At 68.6% G+C, this 18,264-nt stretch carries 14 protein-coding genes; 5 read left to right on the top strand and 9 right to left on the bottom strand.

Annotation, left to right across the window (positions count from 1 at the left end):
• Positions 1–36: 36 nt before the first annotated feature.
• From nagA to IT182_11760, 4 genes are all read right to left on the bottom strand, one after another.
• On the bottom strand, positions 37–1,230 hold the full coding sequence (gene nagA / locus IT182_11775) for an N-acetylglucosamine-6-phosphate deacetylase (GenBank protein MCC6164016.1): 1,194 nt from the start codon (positions 1,228–1,230) through the stop codon (positions 37–39).
• A gap of 87 nt (positions 1,231–1,317) precedes the next feature.
• Positions 1,318–1,737, bottom strand: a complete 420-nt coding sequence (locus tag IT182_11770; protein MCC6164015.1) for a DUF5615 family PIN-like protein — start codon at positions 1,735–1,737, stop codon at positions 1,318–1,320.
• A gap of 78 nt (positions 1,738–1,815) precedes the next feature.
• Positions 1,816–3,510, bottom strand: coding sequence for a carboxypeptidase regulatory-like domain-containing protein (locus IT182_11765; protein ID MCC6164014.1), 1,695 nt, complete (start codon positions 3,508–3,510; stop codon positions 1,816–1,818).
• Positions 3,507–4,574 carry a HupE/UreJ family protein gene (locus tag IT182_11760; GenBank protein MCC6164013.1) on the bottom strand — a complete coding sequence of 356 codons (1,068 nt, stop codon included), beginning with the start codon at positions 4,572–4,574 and terminating at the stop codon, positions 3,507–3,509. Before IT182_11760 ends, IT182_11765 begins: the two co-directional genes overlap by 4 nt.
• Before the next feature lie 66 nt (positions 4,575–4,640).
• Between IT182_11760 and IT182_11755 the strand changes: the two genes are divergently transcribed.
• From IT182_11755 to IT182_11745, 3 genes are read left to right on the top strand one after another with little or no spacing between them, the layout of a single operon-like run.
• Positions 4,641–5,102, top strand: a complete 462-nt coding sequence (locus IT182_11755; protein MCC6164012.1) for a sigma-70 family RNA polymerase sigma factor — start codon at positions 4,641–4,643, stop codon at positions 5,100–5,102.
• Positions 5,099–6,043 carry a hypothetical protein gene (locus IT182_11750; protein MCC6164011.1) on the top strand — a complete coding sequence of 315 codons (945 nt, stop codon included), beginning with the start codon at positions 5,099–5,101 and terminating at the stop codon, positions 6,041–6,043. Before IT182_11755 ends, IT182_11750 begins: the two co-directional genes overlap by 4 nt.
• Before the next feature lie 8 nt (positions 6,044–6,051).
• The gene (locus tag IT182_11745) at positions 6,052–8,664 is read left to right on the top strand and encodes a CHAT domain-containing protein (GenBank protein MCC6164010.1); all 2,613 of its coding nucleotides are present in this window, start codon (positions 6,052–6,054) and stop codon (positions 8,662–8,664) included.
• 26 nt (positions 8,665–8,690) lie between these two features.
• Here the strand turns inward: IT182_11745 and IT182_11740 are convergent, their stop codons facing one another.
• Complete coding sequence (locus IT182_11740; protein MCC6164009.1) at positions 8,691–12,890, bottom strand: DUF11 domain-containing protein; 4,200 nt, start codon at positions 12,888–12,890, stop codon at positions 8,691–8,693.
• A gap of 96 nt (positions 12,891–12,986) precedes the next feature.
• On the opposite strand from IT182_11740, the gene IT182_11735 reads away from it, so the two are divergent.
• Together IT182_11735 and IT182_11730 are read left to right on the top strand one after the other, a co-directional pair.
• Complete coding sequence (locus IT182_11735; protein MCC6164008.1) at positions 12,987–13,445, top strand: hypothetical protein; 459 nt, start codon at positions 12,987–12,989, stop codon at positions 13,443–13,445.
• Entirely contained in the window at positions 13,438–14,157 is a 720-nt protein-coding gene (locus IT182_11730; protein ID MCC6164007.1) for a hypothetical protein, read from the top strand. The genes IT182_11735 and IT182_11730 overlap by 8 nt, the downstream gene beginning before the upstream one ends.
• Before the next feature lie 55 nt (positions 14,158–14,212).
• On the opposite strand, the gene IT182_11725 is transcribed toward IT182_11730, so the two are convergent.
• From IT182_11725 to IT182_11710, 4 genes are all read right to left on the bottom strand, one after another.
• Positions 14,213–14,989 carry an enoyl-ACP reductase gene (locus IT182_11725; protein MCC6164006.1) on the bottom strand — a complete coding sequence of 259 codons (777 nt, stop codon included), beginning with the start codon at positions 14,987–14,989 and terminating at the stop codon, positions 14,213–14,215.
• 22 nt (positions 14,990–15,011) lie between these two features.
• Positions 15,012–15,710 (bottom strand): hypothetical protein, encoded by a 699-nt coding sequence (locus IT182_11720; protein MCC6164005.1) that lies wholly within the window; start codon positions 15,708–15,710, stop codon positions 15,012–15,014.
• Positions 15,711–15,794: 84 nt separating this feature from the next.
• Positions 15,795–17,174 carry an argininosuccinate lyase gene (argH, locus tag IT182_11715; GenBank protein ID MCC6164004.1) on the bottom strand — a complete coding sequence of 460 codons (1,380 nt, stop codon included), beginning with the start codon at positions 17,172–17,174 and terminating at the stop codon, positions 15,795–15,797.
• 59 nt (positions 17,175–17,233) lie between these two features.
• Positions 17,234–18,262: an argininosuccinate synthase gene (locus tag IT182_11710; protein ID MCC6164003.1), complete on the bottom strand. Its 1,029-nt coding sequence runs from the start codon at positions 18,260–18,262 to the stop codon at positions 17,234–17,236.
• Positions 18,263–18,264: the final 2 nt, after the last annotated feature.

The raw sequence follows: 18,264 nt of genomic DNA, 5'->3' as shown, positions 1-18,264 counted from the left end.
AGTAGACGGACGGTTCGGTACCCGGGTTTCACCGCGTCAGGCCTGACGGTCCGCCGCGTACACGACGCCGCCGCCCAGGAGCGTCTGTTGCACGCGCCACGTGTCGTCGAGGACCACGACGTCGGCCAGCAGGCCCGGCGCGATCCTGCCGCGATCGCCGAGCCCGAGCGCCCGCGCCTGCACCGTGGCGGTCATCATCGCCGCCTCCAGGGGCGTCACGCCCACCATGTCCACCAGGTTCGCGAACACGCGATCCATCGTCAGCCGGCTGCCCGCCAGGGTCCCATCGTCGAGGAAGCACGCGCGCTCGCGCACCGTCACGCCGCGTCCGCCGAGCTCGAAGTGCGAGCCTTCGGGGAGCCCCGCCCCTGCCAGTCCGTCGGTGATGGCCATGACGCGCTCGGGACGCTTGGCGCGAATCGCCGCGCGCATCACGACAGGATGCACGTGATAGCCGTCGGCCACGAGCTCCACGTCCACGCGGTCGTCGTCCAGGACGGCGCCGATGAGGCCCGGTGCGCGATGCGTGAGCGGCGGCATGCGGTTGAAGAGGTGCGTGGCGCGGCGCGCGCCGGCGTCGATCGCCGCACGCGCTTCCTCCAGCGTCGCGCCTGAGTGGCCGAGGGACACGATGTGTCCGCGCGAGGCGAGCGTCCGTACGAGCGCGAGGCCTTCAGGCAGTTCGGGCGCGACTGTCAGCGTGCCGATGGCTCCGCGATGAGCGCTGATCACGGCCATGATGTCGTCGGCCGTGAACGTCGTCGCGGTGCCTGGCGTCGCCAGTTCCGGCGGTGCCCCAGGCGGGAGCACGAAGGCGTCGAGCGGCTGCGCGCCACGGTACTCGGGCGCCATGAAGTTGCTCTCGAGGTGCGCCGGCAGCACGCGCGCGGACTCGGTGCCCGGTGCCGCCATCGCGGCTTCGATGTCGCGCGCGAGCGTCTCGAGCTCGGCAGGTGGACACGCGAACGTGGTGGGCGTGAACGACGTGCAGCCGAACCGCGGCAGGTGCATCGCCACGCGCGCCACGCGTCCCGGCCCTGCCAGCACGTCCTCGCCGTTGACGCCGTGCACGTGCACGTCGATGAATCCCGGCACGATCCACCGCCCAGCGAACGCCCCACCCTCCTTGCCCGGTCCCACATCGGTGATGCGGTCCCCTTCGATCACGATCCGCCCCGGGCTCAACACCCTGTCAGGCAGGACCACATGCGCACCGTCAAGGATCAACATTCAGGAAGAGTAACGGATGGCAGGACAAAAGAGGGCAGCCCGCCTTCGCGCCTGCAGCGCTCCGGCGCGACAGGCACTCGTCATTCGTCATTCGGCATTACTCCGTCCGTCCCCATGCACGAGCAGCTTCTTCCCTGCGAGTGGGGCGAGGCGGGAGGTGGGGCGGAGCTGCGGGTCGAGGGCGGCGAGGATCTTCCGCTGGCGACGCTCGTCGGGCGTGTCGATGACGATGACACCGGGGCTGTCGGCGGGCGGGAAGCGGCGGTCGTCGAGAAAGTCGTGGTCGAGCGTGACGAGCGTGCGGTGGAGCTCTCGTGCGCGGTGGTAGTGCGCGACGTCGGTGGCGCGGCGCCAGGCGGGTTCGTCGATGACGTGCAGCACGTCCCACGCCAGCCTGTCGCGCATGAATGTCACGAGCGGGACCGGTACGTTCGCGTCGGCGTAGATCAACGGCCCCCGCGCCTGTGCCGCCCGCAGCGGCCCGAGCTCCGAAGAGAGCGTCCCCATCGACGAATGCTCAATGACGAATGATGAATGACGATTGCTTGCCGGCGCCAATTGGACAGGGCATCGAGGATACCTCCGTCAGCGCAACTGGTCGGAGAGGCGCTCCAGGATGGCGCGCACCTCCGCAACCCGCTCGCGCAGGGCCTCGGGATGCCGGGTGATCTGATAGTCGATGGCCGGGCCTGGCGTCAGGAGCGCGGCCTCTATCTCGTCGAGATACGCCGACGACTGCTCGAGATGCGTCCGCACCGTGGCGGGATTGTGGAACCCACGGCCGTTGGCCCGGATGTAGACGGGCGTCGTGTGTGCCACCTGCGTCGGCCCGCCGTGCGCGCGCGCCGCCACCCACAGGCCGTGCCCATCGATTCGCAGTTCATGGGTGAGCCTGATGCGTTCGGACGACTGCCCCGCATCGGTCGCCGACGCCGTACGAATCACGTTGCCGTGGACGACGAGCTCGACCGTCCGCAGCGGCACGTCGGTGGCGTGCCCGCGTGCCTCGACGACCACCTGTACGCGATCGCCATCCTTCCGCTCGAGCGTCGTACCGGGCAGCGCCTCGTCCACGAGGAGCTCCAGCAATGGACCCGTCGTGACGAAGGTCCGGCCTGCCTTCAACGCCGCCAGCCATCGATCGAACGTCAGCGGACCATCGACGTACGTGTAGAAGCGCGCGTCGCCGATGTGCGGCCCCTCGTCCTCGGCAGCACCGAACTTCCGGTTCCTGCCGCACCAGGGAAAGTCGGAGCCGGCGGTCGCCGTCAACGGGAACCCGAGGTCGAGGAAGCGGTAGTAGTTGGTGGTGACGAGCGGGCCGTCCGGCGCGCAGAACTGCAGCAATTCGAGGAAGTCGATCTTGCGCTGCAGGACGTCGAGTGTCATGCCGCGCCAGCCGTGGAACGTGGCGCCTTGATGTGCGTACCCCGACACGCCACCGAGCTCCCGTACGCGATCGAACGTGCGGTCGTAGCGATAGTAGTCGCGCTCGCGCGGACGCACGAAGGCCGACGCACCGAGCGAGATCGTGTGCCCGATCTCCGGCGTCCGCGGTTCCTCCTGGCCGGGCGACAGGATGTGGCCCGATTCCTCGTACCGGCCACTCTCGCCAAAGGCGTACTGCGTGAAGAAGGTGGTGAAGAAGTCGCCCATCTGCAGCAGGTGGCCGACGTGAATGTCTTCTGCCGCAATCCAGCGCAGGATCAGCGGATCCTCGCGCGGCGATCGGCGCAGGTGGATGTGATCGTCCGACGAGTACCAGCCTCGGGCCGGCATGTCGGCCCAGCGGCGCAACACGTATCGCTCCGCCGTTGTGCCGCCTGCCCTCACCTGCACGCGTCCGCGGTGGCGCACGAACTCGTAACCCTTGGCTATCTCGACGTCGTAGTCGCCGGGTGGCAGCGCCACGGTGAACGCGCCATCCACGTAGAACGCGCCGTCTGGCTGACTGGCGAAGCCATCGGCCACGTCGTCTCGGCCGTACATGACGGCCAGCGCCTCGGCGGGAATACCGAGCGCCGCGCCGGGCACGGTGATGGCCCCGCGCACGGGCTTGCCGATCGGCGTGCCAGCCGCGTCCTTGATGCGTACACGCACCGGCGTCGGCGTCGACGAGGCGGCATCGACGATCGTCACCTGCAGCGTGCCGTCGGTGGCGGCATGTGTCGTGTGGAACAGGAGCGCAGCCAGCACGATCGCCGCAGCGGCGGGCATCAGGACGGCGACGCGACGACGGAAGGTGCCGACGGCCGGTGATGATGGCGAAGACACGGTCATGACAGGCGCTCCACGAGCCAGACGATCGCCAGGCCACACACGACGACGGAGGTCGACTGCACGAGCCGCCGATGCCACGAGTGCCTGGCGATGATGGCGATGAGCGGCACGGCGATCGCCACGACGACGAGCTGGCCGATCTCGACGCCGACGTTGAACGCTGCTACGGATGACAGCCACTGGCCCAGGGGCATGTCCAGTTCGTGCAGCATCCCGGCGAAGCCGAAGCCGTGAATCAGCCCGAAGCCGAAGGCCGTGGGCCAGCGCGTGTGTGGTTCCACGTGCAGCAGGTTCTCGACGGCGACATACCCGATGCTCACGGCGATGGCCGCCTCGACAAAGCGCGCGGGAGGCGTCACGACATCCGCCGCCGCGAGCATGAGCGTGAGACTGTGCGCCACGGTGAACGCCGTGACGATGGCGACGCGCGAGCGCCATGTGCCGCCCGGCACCAACAGGCAGAGCAGGAACACGAGATGGTCGTAGCCCGTGAGGATGTGCTCGATGCCGAGCAGCAGCATTGCGAATAACGAGCCGGCAGGAGCGATGGCGTGGAATCGGGATGCCGGCGCGGCATCCGGCAGGACATGCTCAGGCTCGAACACGCTGAGCACCAGCGGCTCCACGTCGGCGAGATGGTCCACACGCGCGATCACGCGATGGCTGTTGTCGGTCAGTTCGTGGAAGGAGGAACGGAGCGCGAGCGCACGCGCGCCGCCGGCCAGCGTATGCACGGCGACGACTTCCAGCGATCCTCCCGGTACGACGCGCGCGTCGACCACGCGTGCGGGCGTGGCCGCACCGCCTTGCACGATGACGAAGTGGTCCAGCAACCGCGCGCCGATCGTCAGGCGGCGCGCCTGCGACGGCTCACCTCCGCCGTCGAGGCGCGCGAGATCCGCGTCGGTCCAGCCGAAGTCGAGCAGCGACACCAGTATCTGGCTGTGGGCCTCGGTGTCGTCTATGGTGACTTTCCAGAATGCCATCGAGCCCGGATGCGCGGATGCTGACGCGCCGCTGCACAGCAGCGCAAGACAGGCAACCACGACCCGAAGCGGACGCACGCGCCGATTCTACTCGCGCGCTCGGCGCATGGTAGTCTTCGATGTCTCGCCTCATCACTCCAGTCCATGGCGACTTTCGAGGAGCTGTATCACCAGCACGTGCAGGCGGTGTTCCGGTTCGCCATGAGCGTGTCAGGGAAGCGGGACGTCGCCGAGGATCTGACCGCCGAGGCATTCATGGCGCTTCACCGGAACCTCGACGCCATCGACCAGCCGCAGCTGCCCACGTGGCTGTTCGCCGTCGTCCGCAATCGCGCCAGGGATCGATGGCGCCGGCACATGGTGGAACAGCGGTACGTCGAGTCGATCGCGCGCCTGCCCACCGCCGCGCCGCCGCTCGAGCAGTGGGTGCTCGAGGACGCCGACCTCAAGCCGGTCCACCGGACGTGCCTCATGCTGCGCTACGCGCACGGCATGACGCGCGCCGAGATCGCGGCGCAGACGGGACTCACGGAGAACCAGGTGAAGGGATACCTGCAGTACGCGCTGACGCTGCTGCGGAGGGCGAACGGAGTGGTGGACACATGAGCCTCCCCCGAGACGGATGGACCCCCGAGGAGCGCGAGTTCCTCGCTGATGCGCAGGACGAAATCGACGTCATCCGGGCGCGGCACCGCGACGACCCGCCGATCGACCTGCTGCGCGCCGCGAAAGCCGGTGTACTGCCAGACGACCTGCAGGCCGCGCTCGACGACCATCTGTCGGCGAGTCCATGGAGCCGTGCACTGGCGGACGGCCTCGGTGAAACCGACGCTCCGCTCGATGCGGACGCCGCCCGACGTCTGCTCGCGCGAATCCAGGCCGAAACCACATCGCAGTCACCCTCCCGCGTCGAGCCACGACGCCGCTGGCTCATGCCGCTGGTCCTTGCACCGGCACTGGCCGCTGCCGTGCTGGTCGCGTGGGTGATCGTCGGCGATAGCGGTGACACGCCTGTTGCCAGGCTCGAAGAGACCCGACCGTCGACATCTCCGGCCTCGAACGCGGATGCCACGCGGGCTTCCACTCCCCCGCCGGTCGTGCTGCCGCTGGACAAGCCACCGGTGCGTCTCGGCCTCACGGCATTGACATGGCGTGGTGCTGCCGCCGACAACCCGCTGCTGACCGATCTCGCGGCAGGACTCGATGCGTACCGACGAGACGACTACGTCGCCGCAAACGCAGCCCTCACGGCACTCGAGCCCCGGTATCCGCGTTCGATCGAAGTCCTCTTCTATCAGGGCGTCTCCCGCCTGTTCCTGGACGATGCGCGCGGGGCGATCGCCTCATTCACTGCCGCCGAGGCAGTCGTCGATCCCACGTTCGCCGACGATGTGGCGTTCTATCGCGCGATCGCCGAGCACCGGGCAGGACACGTCGCTGATGCGCGGACGCGTTTCGAGGCCCTCTGCGATCGACGCGCGCCGCGGACCGCGCGCGCCTGCGACGCGCTCGACAGGCTCACAGACGAACCCGTCAGTCATCGCTGATACATCACATGCCCGCCCGGCACGCGATCGTCGCCTCGCTGTGTCTCATCGTGACGATGGCCGCGACCCCATGGGTCCGCGCCGCGCCGCAGATGCAGGTGGACAACACGCCGGATGCGGCAGCGATTCGTGAGCAACTCGACACGGCGGGGCGACTGCTGCGTGACGGTTCGCGCGACGCGGCACTCAAGCTGCTGGAAGCCGCTCGCGCACGGGCCATCGCCCTCGCACTTGCGCGCGAAGAAGCCGACGCGCGCGTCGCGATCGCGGAGATCTTCCATGCCAGGACGCAGTATGCGGCGGCGCGCGAGGAAGCGCTGCTGGCCCTGACGATCTACGAGCGCCTCGCCGACGATCGCGGCATCGGGCGCGCCAGTCATCTCGCGGGCGTGGCCGCGTACGTGTCGGGTCTGCGCGCCGAGGCCCGTGAGGGCGCCGAACGCGCGGTGACCGCCTTCACCGCCGCGCAGGATCGTCGCGGGCGGGCGGTGGCGACGCTGCAACTGATCAGGGTGGCTCCACTCACGCTCGCGGAGAAACGTCCGCTGCTCGCCCGCGTGGTCGATGACGCACGTGCTGTTGGGGATCGTGTCCTCGAAGGACGCGCGTGGCAGAGCCTTGGCGATCACCTGTTCACGCAGGGACAGTACGAAGAATCGCTCGAGGCGCTGCTGCGAGCCGAGACCGTGCTGTCGGCCACCACCGACGGCGTTGCGCTCGGCACCGTCTACAACAGCATCGGCCGGGTCTATCGCGCGCACGGTCGGCTCGACGAGGCGCTGAAGTTCCAGCTCGAAGCGCTCGCGCGGCACCGGGCGGCCGGCGCCCCGTTCGCGCTGATCCAGAGCCTCAATGCGGTCGCCACCGCCCGGCAGCGTGTTGGCGACCTGCGCGGGGCGCGCGACGCCTACGACCAGGCGCTGGTGCTCGCGGAGCAATCGAGCTCGCTGCGTGTGCAGGATCTCGTCAGGGCGAATCTCGCCGGCCTGCTGCTGAGCCAGGGACAGTTCGCGGACGGCGCGGCGGCGCTGGAGCGCGTCATCGCCAACGGTGTCGACGTCTATCCCGCCGAGCGCTACACGAGTCTGTCCTTCGCCTATCGGAAGATGGCCAGGCCGCGCGAGGCCCTCGACGCGGCGACGCGCGCCGTGGAGGCGTGCGCGTCGCGGCCCGATACCTGTCCCGAAGCCTTGCAGCAACGTGCTGGTGCGCATGCCGCACTGGGCAACGTCCCGGCCGCCCTCGCCGACGTGCAGGCGGCGCTCGCGCGGCTCGAAGACATCCGGACACGCCTCGTGCCGACCGATGCCTTCAGGCAGGACTTCAGTCGCGTGCAGTCGAGCGTATACAGCGAGGCGATTGCCTTGCAGGTGCAGCAGGGGCTGGCGCGTGAGTCACTCGGAACCGCCGAGCTCGCCAGATCGCGTGCGCTGCTCGACCTGCTCGCCGGCCGCGACGCCTCCGCCGACCACACGACCATCGACCACGTGGCGACGCCGGATCCCGCTGCCGTGAGCGACTTCGTGGCAGCGGCCGCGCGCCTGCAGTCCACGTTCCTCGTCTACTGGGTGAGCGACGACGAACTGTTCATCTGGGTGGTGACCAGAGATGGCGCGGTACACGTCCGCCGCGTACCGATACTCCGCGCACGGCTGCGCGCACTGGTGCAACAGGCCTTCGACCCCTTCGACTCAGGATCGGCGTCGACACGGCACTCAGGACCGAAGCTCTACGATCTGCTCGTGCGGCCGGTGCGGGACGTGCTGCCGCGCAGGCCGGGATCGTTGTTGACGATCGTGGCGCACGGGCCGTTGCTGGGTGTCAGCTTCGCGGCGTTGCAGGGTCCCAACGGCCGCTATCTGCTGGAAGACCACGCCATCCACTACGCGCCGGCCGGCGCGGTGCTGCCTTTCACCGCACGTCAGAGACGGCATGATGCACGGACGGGTGCGGCCCTGCTCGTCGCCGACCCCGTCCTTCCTCGCCTGCCGACGCTCGATCGCCCGCTGCCGCGTTTGCCCGGCGCGCGCCACGAGGTCGCGACGATCGCGCGCGTGATGCCCGGCGGTCGGGCCACCGTCCTTGCGGCGCATGAAGCGACCGAAGCCGCACTCCGCGACACCGTCGCCGGCAAGGCCGTGCTGCACTTCGCAACGCACGCCGTCGTGAGCGAGCAGGATCCGCTCCAGTCCTATCTCGCGCTTGCACCCTCGTCAGCGCCAGGCGATGGCGCCAACGGCCTCCTCACGGCACGGGAGGTCTACGCTCTCGATCTCCACGCCGACCTCGTCGTGCTGAGCGCATGCCGGTCGGCAGGCGGCCTCATGCCGGGCGACGGCATCTCGACGTTCGCACGCGCCTTCATCTACGCGGGAAGCGCTTCGGTCGTCGCCAGCCTCTGGGACGTGGCCGACCAACCGACGAATCGGCTGCTGCCTGCGTTCTATCGGCACTGGCTCGCGGGCGCCTCGAAGAGCCGCGCCCTGCGAAACGCGCAACTCGGTCTGCTGCGCGATCTGCGCGCCGGCCGCGTGCACGCCACGACGCCGGCTGGCGTCGTGGTCATTCCCGAGCATCCCGTGTTCTGGGCCGGCTTCGCGCTGATCGGAGAGCCCGACTGACACGTCGCGTCAGGCTCTCCCGCGTGCTATTGCAGTTTGGTCGCCAGCGCGTTCGTGCCCGCTGCCCAGCGCACACCGCCGGCATCCGAATACATGGCGCGCTCGACAACGATCTGTGCCGGTGTCGCGCCGATGCTCTCGATCAGCATGCCGAAGCGCTTGCCTGCCGTTTCCGGGAAGTCCACCGCCGGCGTCACGTTCGCCCGGCTGTTGGCGACGAGCGGGAAGACCTTCGCGATCGGCGCGCTGCCGTCCTCGAACAGCACCGTGGCGCGAGCCATGCCCGCGAAGGGTGACGTGTTGGCGATCAGCACGTAGGTCGCCGTCTTGCGTGCGCCGCCGACTTCACCTTCAGCCATCGCCCATCGCGTGCCCGTCGTGGTCTCTCCGGGACTGTTGTGTGCCTCCTGCCACGTCGCCGACGTCGGGCCAGGCCACCACATCGCGCGCTCGACGATGAGCGGCACGCCGTTGGTGGACGTGATGCGCGTGGACAGCGCCGCGTCGGCAAGCAGCGGATCCTCGCGATCGACCCAGATGTTGAACCGGCTCCTGCCCGCCACGGTGTACGTCTTCGTGAGGACCTGGCCGGTACCGAGCAGGAAGTCGGCCTGCACTGTCGCGTCGGTGGGTTCCGGGTTGGCGATCAGGATGAACATGTCGAAGTAGCTCCCGGTGGCGCCTTCGGCCAGGAACCACTGCGTGGATGGGGCGGTGATGCCGGCACTCTCATGCCCTGCGCCGAGCGGGCGGCCGGGTTGATCGAGATACATCGCGCGTTCGGCGATGATCGGGACGCCGTTGGTGGACTCGACGATCGCCGACAGCTCAGCACTGGCCAGTGGCGCGAGCGCCGGATCGTTCCGGCCTTCGCTGTCCACCCAGATGTTGAATCGGCTCTGCGGTGCCACCACGTAGTCCTTGACGAGCGGATTGCCGGACGGCAGGAGATAGGTGACGCGCACCTGCGCGGCCTGCGTATTCGGGTTCTGAATCAGGTAGAACAGGTTGAACCTGTCGAACGTGGCGCCTTCGGCGAAATACCACTTCGTCGCCGTCCGCGTCAGGATGCCGCGCTCGGCGTGGCTGCCGTACCCCGTGTCGTCCCACGTCATGGTGCGGTCGGCCACCACCTGGACGTCGGCTTCGATCAGCGTCGAGAACTCCGCCGCGTCGAGCCCCGCCAGCGTCTCCACGTCAATCGTCGCGCGCTGCATCGCCGGCACGATGCGGTAGTCACGAATCGTCGTCCCGTCGCCTTTCTGGAAGCGCGTCAGCACGAGCGCCGGCGACGAGGTCGGATTGGCGATGGCCAGCCGTGTATCGAAGAAGGGCCCGGTCGCGCCTTCGGCCAGGTAGGTGATCACGAACCCGCGTGGATGCGTGCCGTCTGCCTGTTCCTGGGTGTTGGTGCGGCCGTCGCCATCAGGGTCGTCACCGGGACCATGGCCCGAACCGCCGGAGAACGGATTCAGGCCGTACCGCGTCTCGAACTCGTTGGTCAGCCCGTCGCCATCGGCGTCTCCCGCGGGATCGAGGGTGGGTGTCGAGACCTCAGCCGTCGCCGTGTTGTTGGCCAGCACCGGGTCATGCATCGCACTGCTCACCGTCGCCGTGTTGCTGATCGTCGCGCCGGCGCCGACGCTGGCGTTGACGGTCGCCGCGATCGTGATGGTGGACGACGCGCCGGCGGCCAACGTCGCGTAGGTGACCGTCCTGGCATTGCCGCTGCCGCCGCACACGCCGCCGTTGGTGGCCACGCACGACGCATACGTTGTCGTCGCGGGCAACGTATCGGCGACCTGGACGCTCGAGGCCGTCTCGCCGCCCGCGTTGGTGACCGTGAGCGTGTATGTGAGCGTGCCGCCTGGCAGGACGGGATTGGGCGCAGCGGCCTTGGCAATCGCGAGATCCGTGGATGGCGACAGGCGGACGACGAGCGCGTCCATGTCGCCGCCGGAACCGGGGAAGTCGCGCCCGTACGTCCCCTGCTCGGCGTTCACCATGGGCACGCCGCCCGTCGTCGGCGGGTTGGTGAGGTTGTCGTTGGTGTTGCCGACGAGCCAGATTTCGCCATTGGGTCCTGTCGCGACGCCGTAGAACACATAGCTGTCGACGTAGCACGACGACAGGTCGTACCCGGATCCATCGGCCTTGAAGATCGTGACGAAGGGCGAGATGCGCACGAACGTCGGACAACTGGCCACCTGCTGGACGAGCGGGAACTTGACCACGACACCGGTTCCGCTCGAGAACGTCGTCCCGGCGACGACGGCGCGTCCGAGGTGGTCGATGGCAACGTCGTGCGCGACGTCCGATTGATCGCCGCCGAGATACGTCGAGAACAGGAGCGAATCGGTGCCCGTCTTCGTCGTATCGATCTTCATCAGCCAGCCATCGCGATTGCCACCGACGTAAGTGGGCTGCACGGCGTTCTTGATCGGGAAGCCGATGCTCGTGCTCGTCTCGCCGACGATGTAGGCGATGCCCGCGCTGTTGACCGCCACCCCATAGGGCCAGAGCTGGCCGTTCGTGCCGGTGATGTAGGTGGAGTAGAGCAACTGTGCGGCGCCGATGCGCGTCGTATCGAGCGTGACGAAGAATCCGCCGGCAGACAGATTGCCGACCGTGGTGTCGAACCCGTTGGCCGGCAGGTAGTTGTTCGAACTGCTGCTGTCGGTAGCGACGTAGACGTAGCCAGCCTGGTCCACGGCGATGGCCCCTGTGTAGAACGACGCTTCGCCTCCGGTGCCGCCGAGGTAGGTGAAGTAGTCGAGGACACCGGCGGCCGTGAACCTGGCGACGAACGCATCGCTGCCTCCGTCCATGATCTGGTCGTAGGCGTTGCTGGTGACCGGCGCCTGTTCGGTGACGGCATCCGATGCCGTGTAGCCGACGACATACGCGACGCCGCCCGGGCCGAGTGCCACGCCGAACCCCGCGTCGGTGGCAATACCTCCGACGTACGTTGAGTACAGCAGTTGTCCCGTGCTGCTGATACGTGTGTAGAACGCGTCGGACTGGTTGGGGCCGCCGAACGTCGTGTCGTGCGCGCCTGGTGTCACCGGGAAGTCGGCGGACCGCGTGACGCCGGTGACATGCGCCGTCCCTGCGGCGTCGACCGCCACGTCACCCGTGTGACCAACGCCACTGACGACGTTCTCGATTCCGCTCCCTCCGAGGTACGTCGAGTACACGATCGCGAGCGAGTTGCCGTTGGGCTGGAATCTGGTCACGAACGCGTCGGGTTGCGAGCCGCTCGTCGGCTGGAACGCGTTGACGGTGGGAAACGCTGCGAGATCGCTCGTGACACCCGTGACGTACACGCTGCCGTCAGGGCCAACAGCCACGTCGAACGGGATCTCCTCGCTGTCGCCGCCGAAGTAACTGGAGTACGTGACGACGGGACCGATGACCAGAGGCAGATGCCTGTCGTAGTCGCCGACCTCGAACCCGATCTGGTTGGGCCCGGTCATCACGAATCGGCTTGCGATTTCGACGCGGCCGCCTGGACCGTCCTGGTACGTGAACGGCTGCTCCTGGCGCAGTTCCTGCTCGCCAACGCGCAGCACCAGATCGCCGCTGGCGTCGATCGACATATCGTCGACACCGTCGAATGCCAGCCCGATCCGGTCGGGACGCGCACCCGCGGCCAGGCGGAAGTCATACTGCAACTGCCGCTGGTTGCCGTAGTACACGACGTCGATTCCGGGATACACGGCCTCGGCGCGGACGCGTTCGAAGGTCGGGACGTCGCGCTGCCACCGCGCGGGATCGTTGCCGCGGAAGTAGTTGACCGTACCGGGAAGTACCGCCTCACCGTCGACCGAGGCGGGTGTGTCGGCCCCGACCAGTCGCGTGCGCACGACGGTGGAGCGCGAACGTCCGTCGTCCGGAGAACCGGCGTCTCGAGTCTCGAGCAGGAGGGTCGTCGCCGAGCCCGACAACAGCACGGTGTATCCGGCACCGCGCGCGACGAATGTCGCGTCAGCAGGTGCCTGGCCACGGTTGCGTTCGAAGTGCAGCGGCGCGGCAGCCATCTGCATCAGCGCCTCCTGCGTCGGCAGCGCGCGCCCGCTCCCGACCGTGGCCGCGGGACGCGTCTCCACATCCGACGAGGCACGCAGCGCCCCTGGCGCCATCGCACGTCCACCCCACGACCCCACCGCCAGCAGGCCGCATGCTCCGGCCGTCATCCACCATCGCCCCATTCGTCGCTCGGTCATCACGCCCCCCGGTGATACGCACGAGAGGGCAGGAACGGAAGAACGGAGCGGTACCGAATGCCGGACGTCGAAACCGGACGGCGGGAATGCAGGAGCATGCGCGGCGATCTGCCGGCGATGCTGCGGTATCCTGCCGGGGTGCTGACGGCGTCGGGACTCGTGGCAATGCTGGTGGGGTGCCTGGTGGGCGTGGCGGCCGTCGGCGCCTTCGTCATCTGGCGCAAGGGCCGGCCGTTTGCCGCGGGAGACGTGTTCCGCGCAAGCCGGCTGAGCGCGGGCAACCGGCTGCTCCCCGTGCAGGTGCACATCACGCCGACCAGCGTGGTGCACTACACGCCGCAGTGGGTGGGCAGACTCGAACACTCGATCCACATGGCGCACGTCGCGTCGGTACGGATCGACACCAACATGTTCTTCTCGGACGTGTTCATCGAGACCACCGGCGGTGTCAATCCGATCCGCTGCGCCGGCCATCGGAAGAAGGATGCGCTCCGCATGAAGGCGCTCATCGAGGCCTGTCAGACCGACTACTACAAGCAGAGGCCAGGTGCCTGACGCGCTCACGCTCAGGGTTCGCGCGCTCGTCGACACGCCGCCGGGCGCGCGGCGGCTCGTGCTCGATCTCGACGGCATCCCGTTCGCTTACGAGGCAGGACAGGCCGCGGCGATCGGCCTGCACGGCCAGCGCGACAGGCGTCCGTACTCGATCGCGTCAGCACCGTCAGACACGTCAACCGAAGGCACGATCGAGTTCCTCGTACGCACGCAGCCAGGCGGCGGCCTCGGGAGGCATCTCGATGGCGTGACCGTCGGTGCGCGCATCGACTTCGAAGGACCGTTCGGGGAGTTCCTGCTGCCCGAGGTGCTGCCGGACACGCCGATGCTGCTCATCGCCGGCGGCACGGGTCTCGCGCCGCTGCGGTCGCTCGCACGTGAAGCCCGCGCACGGGGCCATCGCGCGCCACGGCATCTGATTTATTCGGTGAAGGAGTTGGCCGACGTGGCCTACGCCGACGAGCTCGCGCAGTGGCACGACACGCATGGCGGCGATGCCATCGTCACGGTGACCCGCCACGCGCTGACCGACTGGCACGGCCGGGTGGGGCGCATCGACGCCGCGCTCCTGCGTCGATTCACGACGCCGGCCACGCCGTTGTCGTTCCTGTGCGGACCGCCGTCGATGGTCGACGACCTGTCACACCAGTTGTCGCAGCTCGGCGTGCCCGCCGAGCATCTGCGCACCGAACAGTGGCGCGTCGCGACGTAGGCCGAGCGGGCAGGGCTTGCCTGGCCCGTGTGCCCTGCGCCGCGAACACGGCCTGTTACATGCCCATCGGTCTGTAGCCGCCGTCGACGTAGATCACTTCCCCGCTGACGCCCTTGCTCCAGTCCGAGAGCAGGAACATCGCGGCACCGGCGACGTCGCCGCCGTCGATGTTGCGCTTGAGCGCGGCGCGGTCGCGGTATACCTGCAGGATGCCCGAGAAGCCCGAGATGCCCGACGCGGCGAGCGTCTTCACCGGACCAGCGGAGATCGTGTTGACACGGATGTTCTGCGGGCCGAGGTCGGCCGCGAGGTAGCGCACCGACGACTCGAGCGCCGCCTTGGCCACGCCCATCACGTTGTAGTTCGGGAACACGCGATCGGACCCCAGGTACGACAGCGTGACGATACTGCCGCCGCCCTTGCGGACCATGAGCGGTGCGGTGGCGCGTGCGAGGGCGACGAGCGAGTAGGCACTGATGTCGAGCGCCATGCGGAACGCCTCTCGCGACGTTTCGACAAACGGTGCCGAGAGCGCTTCACGCGGCGCGAACGACGCGCCATGGACGACGAAGTCGAGCCCGTCGACGTGCGTATCGAGCGCCTCGACGAGGCTCACGAGATCCTCGTCGCGGCTCACGTCGCACGGCAGGAGGATCGGCGGCGTGGTCAGTTGCGCGGCCAGTTCGTCGACGTTCTCCTTCAGTCGATCGTTCTGGTAGGTGAGCACGAGGCGGGCGCCGGCGGCGTCGACCTGCTGCGCGATCGCCCAGGCGAGCGAGCGCTTGTTGGCGACACCGACGATGAGGCCGGTGCGTCCCGAGAAGTCCGACATGCGGGCTGTTCCTCTGGCGGCCTCAGCGGCCGCGCCGGTGATTGGAGCGCGAACGTCCTGGCTGTCCGCCCTGTTGTCCCTGCTGGGGATTCTTGCCCGACGGATGTCCGTTGGCGTACGGCGAGTATCCGCTCCACGTCAGCGGACCCTGCTGCGGCGTCGGACGCGGACGTCCGCGCCGGCCCTGCGGCTGGCGCGACACGTTCCACAGCGTGAAGTCGGCGGGCTTGCGTTCAGGGATCTGTCCGTCGACCTTCGGCAGCGTGGCGCGAATCAGCGTGTGGCGGTGTACCGGTTCCTCGCGGCGCGCCGGCTCTCCGTGCTGATCATCCTCGGCCGCCATCGGCGAAACCGGCTCTTCAGGCGCGGCCGGCGCTGGCAGGGTCGGCCCTCCGGGCCCGGCCGACGGAGTCACCACGCGTGGCGGGCTCGCAGGCGCGTCGACCGAAGCCGCCACGGGCGCGACGGGTTCGCCCGTCTCGCTGTCGCGACCGGTGATGTTGTCGAGCACGGTCTTGTACAAGGCCGCCTGAGGGTCGGCCTTCTTGCGGCGCACAGGCACCTTGCCTGCCTTGTACACGTGCTCGAAATCACAGGTCGCGCACCGGGTCGTGCGTACCTCGTCGCCGACGAGCGCGACGATCACATGGTTGGTAAGGCGTTTCTCGCGCGGACAGTAGTCGTCCAGCACATCACCCAGCTGAAGCCGGCGTTCTTGCATCAACAGCTCCCGGAAGTACGTCCCAGGGGGGTCGGGATCTCCGCGACAGACCCAACGGAAAGGAGGTCACCGGATACTAACACATCATCCCTGCCGCGCAATCCACTCCTGCATCTCGGCCAGGCGAGCCGCCACGGCGGCGGGCGCGGTGCTCTGCGGCGTCCGGCGCGCGCCGATCGAGGCCAGCGGCGTCACGGTCTCCACCACATCGTCGGCAAACAGCGGCGAGAAGGAGCGCCAGTCGTCCGGCGTGAGCGATTCGATGTCGCGCCGCTGCTCGATTAGTGTACGCACCATGCCACCGACCAGTTCGTGCGCGTCGCGGAACGGCAGGCCCTTGCGCACGAGGTAGTCCGCCACGTCGGTGGCCAGCATGAAGCCGCCGGCCGCGCGCTGCGTGACGTCGCGGCGCACGCGCAGCGTCCGCACCACGGCCTCGCACGACATGAGGCTGCCGGCCACCGTGTCTTCGGTGTCGAACACCGCTTCCTTGTCTTCCTGCAGATCCTTGTTGTATCCGCTCGGCAGGCCCTTCATCGACACGAGCCACCCCGTGTGCCGCCCGATCACGCGTCCGGTCTTGCCGCGCACGAGCTCCATCGGATCCGGATTCTTCTTCTGTGGCATCAGGCTGCTGCCCGTCGTCACCGAGTCGTCGAGCTCGAAGAACCCGAACTCCTCCGAGCCGTACACGATCACGTCCTCGGCCAGGCGGCTGACGTGAATCATCACGAGCGCGCACGCGTGGAGGAAGCTCGACACGAAGTCGCGATCGGCCACCGTGTCCATGCTGTTGGCCACGACGCGCGAGAACCCGAGACGCGTGCGAAGGAACTCGACGTCGATCGGGAAGGAGTTGCCGGCGATGGCGCCAGAGCCGAGCGGCAACGCGTCGGCTTCGGCGTAGACGGCATCGAACCGCTCGCACGCACGTCGGAACGCCGACGCGTGCGCGAGCCAGTAGTGCGCTTCGAGCACGGGCTGCGCGCGGCGCAGGTGCGTGTACGCCGGCAGCGGCGCGTCTCCGGCTTCGGCCGCACGCGCGCAGAACGCCTCGACGAGCGACAGCAGGCGCCGTTGCAGATCACGTATGCGGCGACGGAGATAGAGGCGCAGGTCGAGGGACACCTGTTCGTTGCGCGAACGTCCAGTATGCAGACGCTTGCCCGTTGCGCCGACACGCGCCACGAGCTGACGTTCGACGAACGCGTGGACGTCCTCATCGTCTCCCGACACGAACGCGGGATCGGCGGCGGCCGCCTCGCGCAGCGCCGTCAGCGCCTCGTCGAGCGCGCGCTGCTCGTCGGCGGACAGGACACCCGCCCGCAGCAACGCCTCCGACCACGCCCGACTCCCCTCCACATCGTCGTCGAAGAGACGACGGTCGAAGGCAAACGACGCCCCGAACGCGAACACGTCCTGATCCGGAGCACTGGCAAAACGACCCGACCACAGATTCGACATTGATTCAGTCACAGCTTACGGCTTGAAGGACGTTCCCGGCATTCGCCATTCGGCATTCGTCATTCGGCATTCCGCCCCACCACCTGCACGCTGCCTTTGTAGAAGCGTAAGCGGATCGTGGCCGTGGCGTGACGCAGGGCCCTGTCGGCGAGGGCGTCGATGGCGTCGCGCGTGGCGCCGTGCCAGTCGCCGGTGCGCAGCAGGTCGACGTACGTTTCGGCGAGACGACGACGGAGCGTGCGGAGCGACCAGGGCATCGTGAGGGATTCGAGTTCGCGGAAGGCGATCTGGAGCACGGTCGCAGCCGGCGCTTCGGCCACTTCCCGTCGCACGCCATTGCCTTCGGGCACGAGCACGTCCACGCGGCCCACGCCGTGCGCCGCCGCGATCGTATCGAGACTGCTCAGCAACTCGACGAGCGACATCGTCACGCCGTTCACGCGACGCGGCGTGCCGGCGTCGAAGCCGATCTCCACGGTGGCCGGAGCCTCCGAGGCACGGAGTGCCGCACGCGTCTGCGAGAACTTCGCCTCGTCCAGCGGGGCGTCGAGCGATCCGTCGACGGCGATCGAGCGGCCCCAGAGCGTGGCGCGGGCGACGGGTCCCGCCTCCGTATCGAGTTGCAGCACTCTGACTGCCGCCTGCCGCGCGTCGACCGGCATCGTCTCCACGCCCGGCAGCACCGGGATGCGCGACACGGCCGCCAGCAATCGAGACATGCGTGCGGCCGCCTGGCCGCTGCCGCCATGCGCGAGCGCGTCGGCCTGCTCCATCGCTGCCACGATGGCCACCTGCGACGCCACGATGGGGAGCGCGAGTACCGCGGCGTGCGGATCGCCGTCGAAACCGATCGCGCCCGCGCGCAGCGCCGGGAGCACGGCGTCCTGCGCGAAGGCGTCGCGCGCGTCGAGCACGTGCGCGCGGACCGCGCCCGCTTCGAGCGCACGTTCGCGCACGGCCAGCAGGCTCTCGCCCTGCCCGACGTCCACCGTCACGGTGACCACTTCCGCCTCTCGCGCGAGCCAGGGAATCGCGCAGAGCGTGGCGGCATCGCCCGCATGGGCGAGCACCACCCGTTGCTGTGTCATGT

The organism is Acidobacteriota bacterium (assembly GCA_020845575.1).
Classification (GTDB): Bacteria; Acidobacteriota; Vicinamibacteria; order Vicinamibacterales; family Vicinamibacteraceae; genus Luteitalea.
Note: the sequence above shows the minus strand (reverse complement) of the source record. Positions and strands in the feature narration are given on the sequence as shown.

What these genes read in the sequence shown, in the direction of transcription:
- nagA (MCC6164016.1), bottom strand. Translation starts at nt 1,230, where the DNA reads ATGTTGATCCTTGACGGTGCGCATGTGGTCCTGCCTGACAGGGTGTTG.
- IT182_11770 (MCC6164015.1), bottom strand. Translation starts at nt 1,737, where the DNA reads ATGGGGACGCTCTCTTCGGAGCTCGGGCCGCTGCGGGCGGCACAGGCG.
- IT182_11765 (MCC6164014.1), bottom strand. Translation starts at nt 3,510, where the DNA reads ATGACCGTGTCTTCGCCATCATCACCGGCCGTCGGCACCTTCCGTCGT.
- IT182_11755 (MCC6164012.1), top strand. Translation starts at nt 4,641, where the DNA reads ATGGCGACTTTCGAGGAGCTGTATCACCAGCACGTGCAGGCGGTGTTC.
- IT182_11750 (MCC6164011.1), top strand. Translation starts at nt 5,099, where the DNA reads ATGAGCCTCCCCCGAGACGGATGGACCCCCGAGGAGCGCGAGTTCCTC.
- IT182_11745 (MCC6164010.1), top strand. Translation starts at nt 6,052, where the DNA reads ATGCCCGCCCGGCACGCGATCGTCGCCTCGCTGTGTCTCATCGTGACG.
- IT182_11740 (MCC6164009.1), bottom strand. Translation starts at nt 12,890, where the DNA reads ATGACCGAGCGACGAATGGGGCGATGGTGGATGACGGCCGGAGCATGC.
- IT182_11735 (MCC6164008.1), top strand. Translation starts at nt 12,987, where the DNA reads ATGCGCGGCGATCTGCCGGCGATGCTGCGGTATCCTGCCGGGGTGCTG.
- IT182_11725 (MCC6164006.1), bottom strand. Translation starts at nt 14,989, where the DNA reads ATGTCGGACTTCTCGGGACGCACCGGCCTCATCGTCGGTGTCGCCAAC.
- IT182_11720 (MCC6164005.1), bottom strand. Translation starts at nt 15,710, where the DNA reads ATGCAAGAACGCCGGCTTCAGCTGGGTGATGTGCTGGACGACTACTGT.
- argH (MCC6164004.1), bottom strand. Translation starts at nt 17,174, where the DNA reads ATGTCGAATCTGTGGTCGGGTCGTTTTGCCAGTGCTCCGGATCAGGAC.
- IT182_11710 (MCC6164003.1), bottom strand. Translation starts at nt 18,262, where the DNA reads ATGACACAGCAACGGGTGGTGCTCGCCCATGCGGGCGATGCCGCCACG.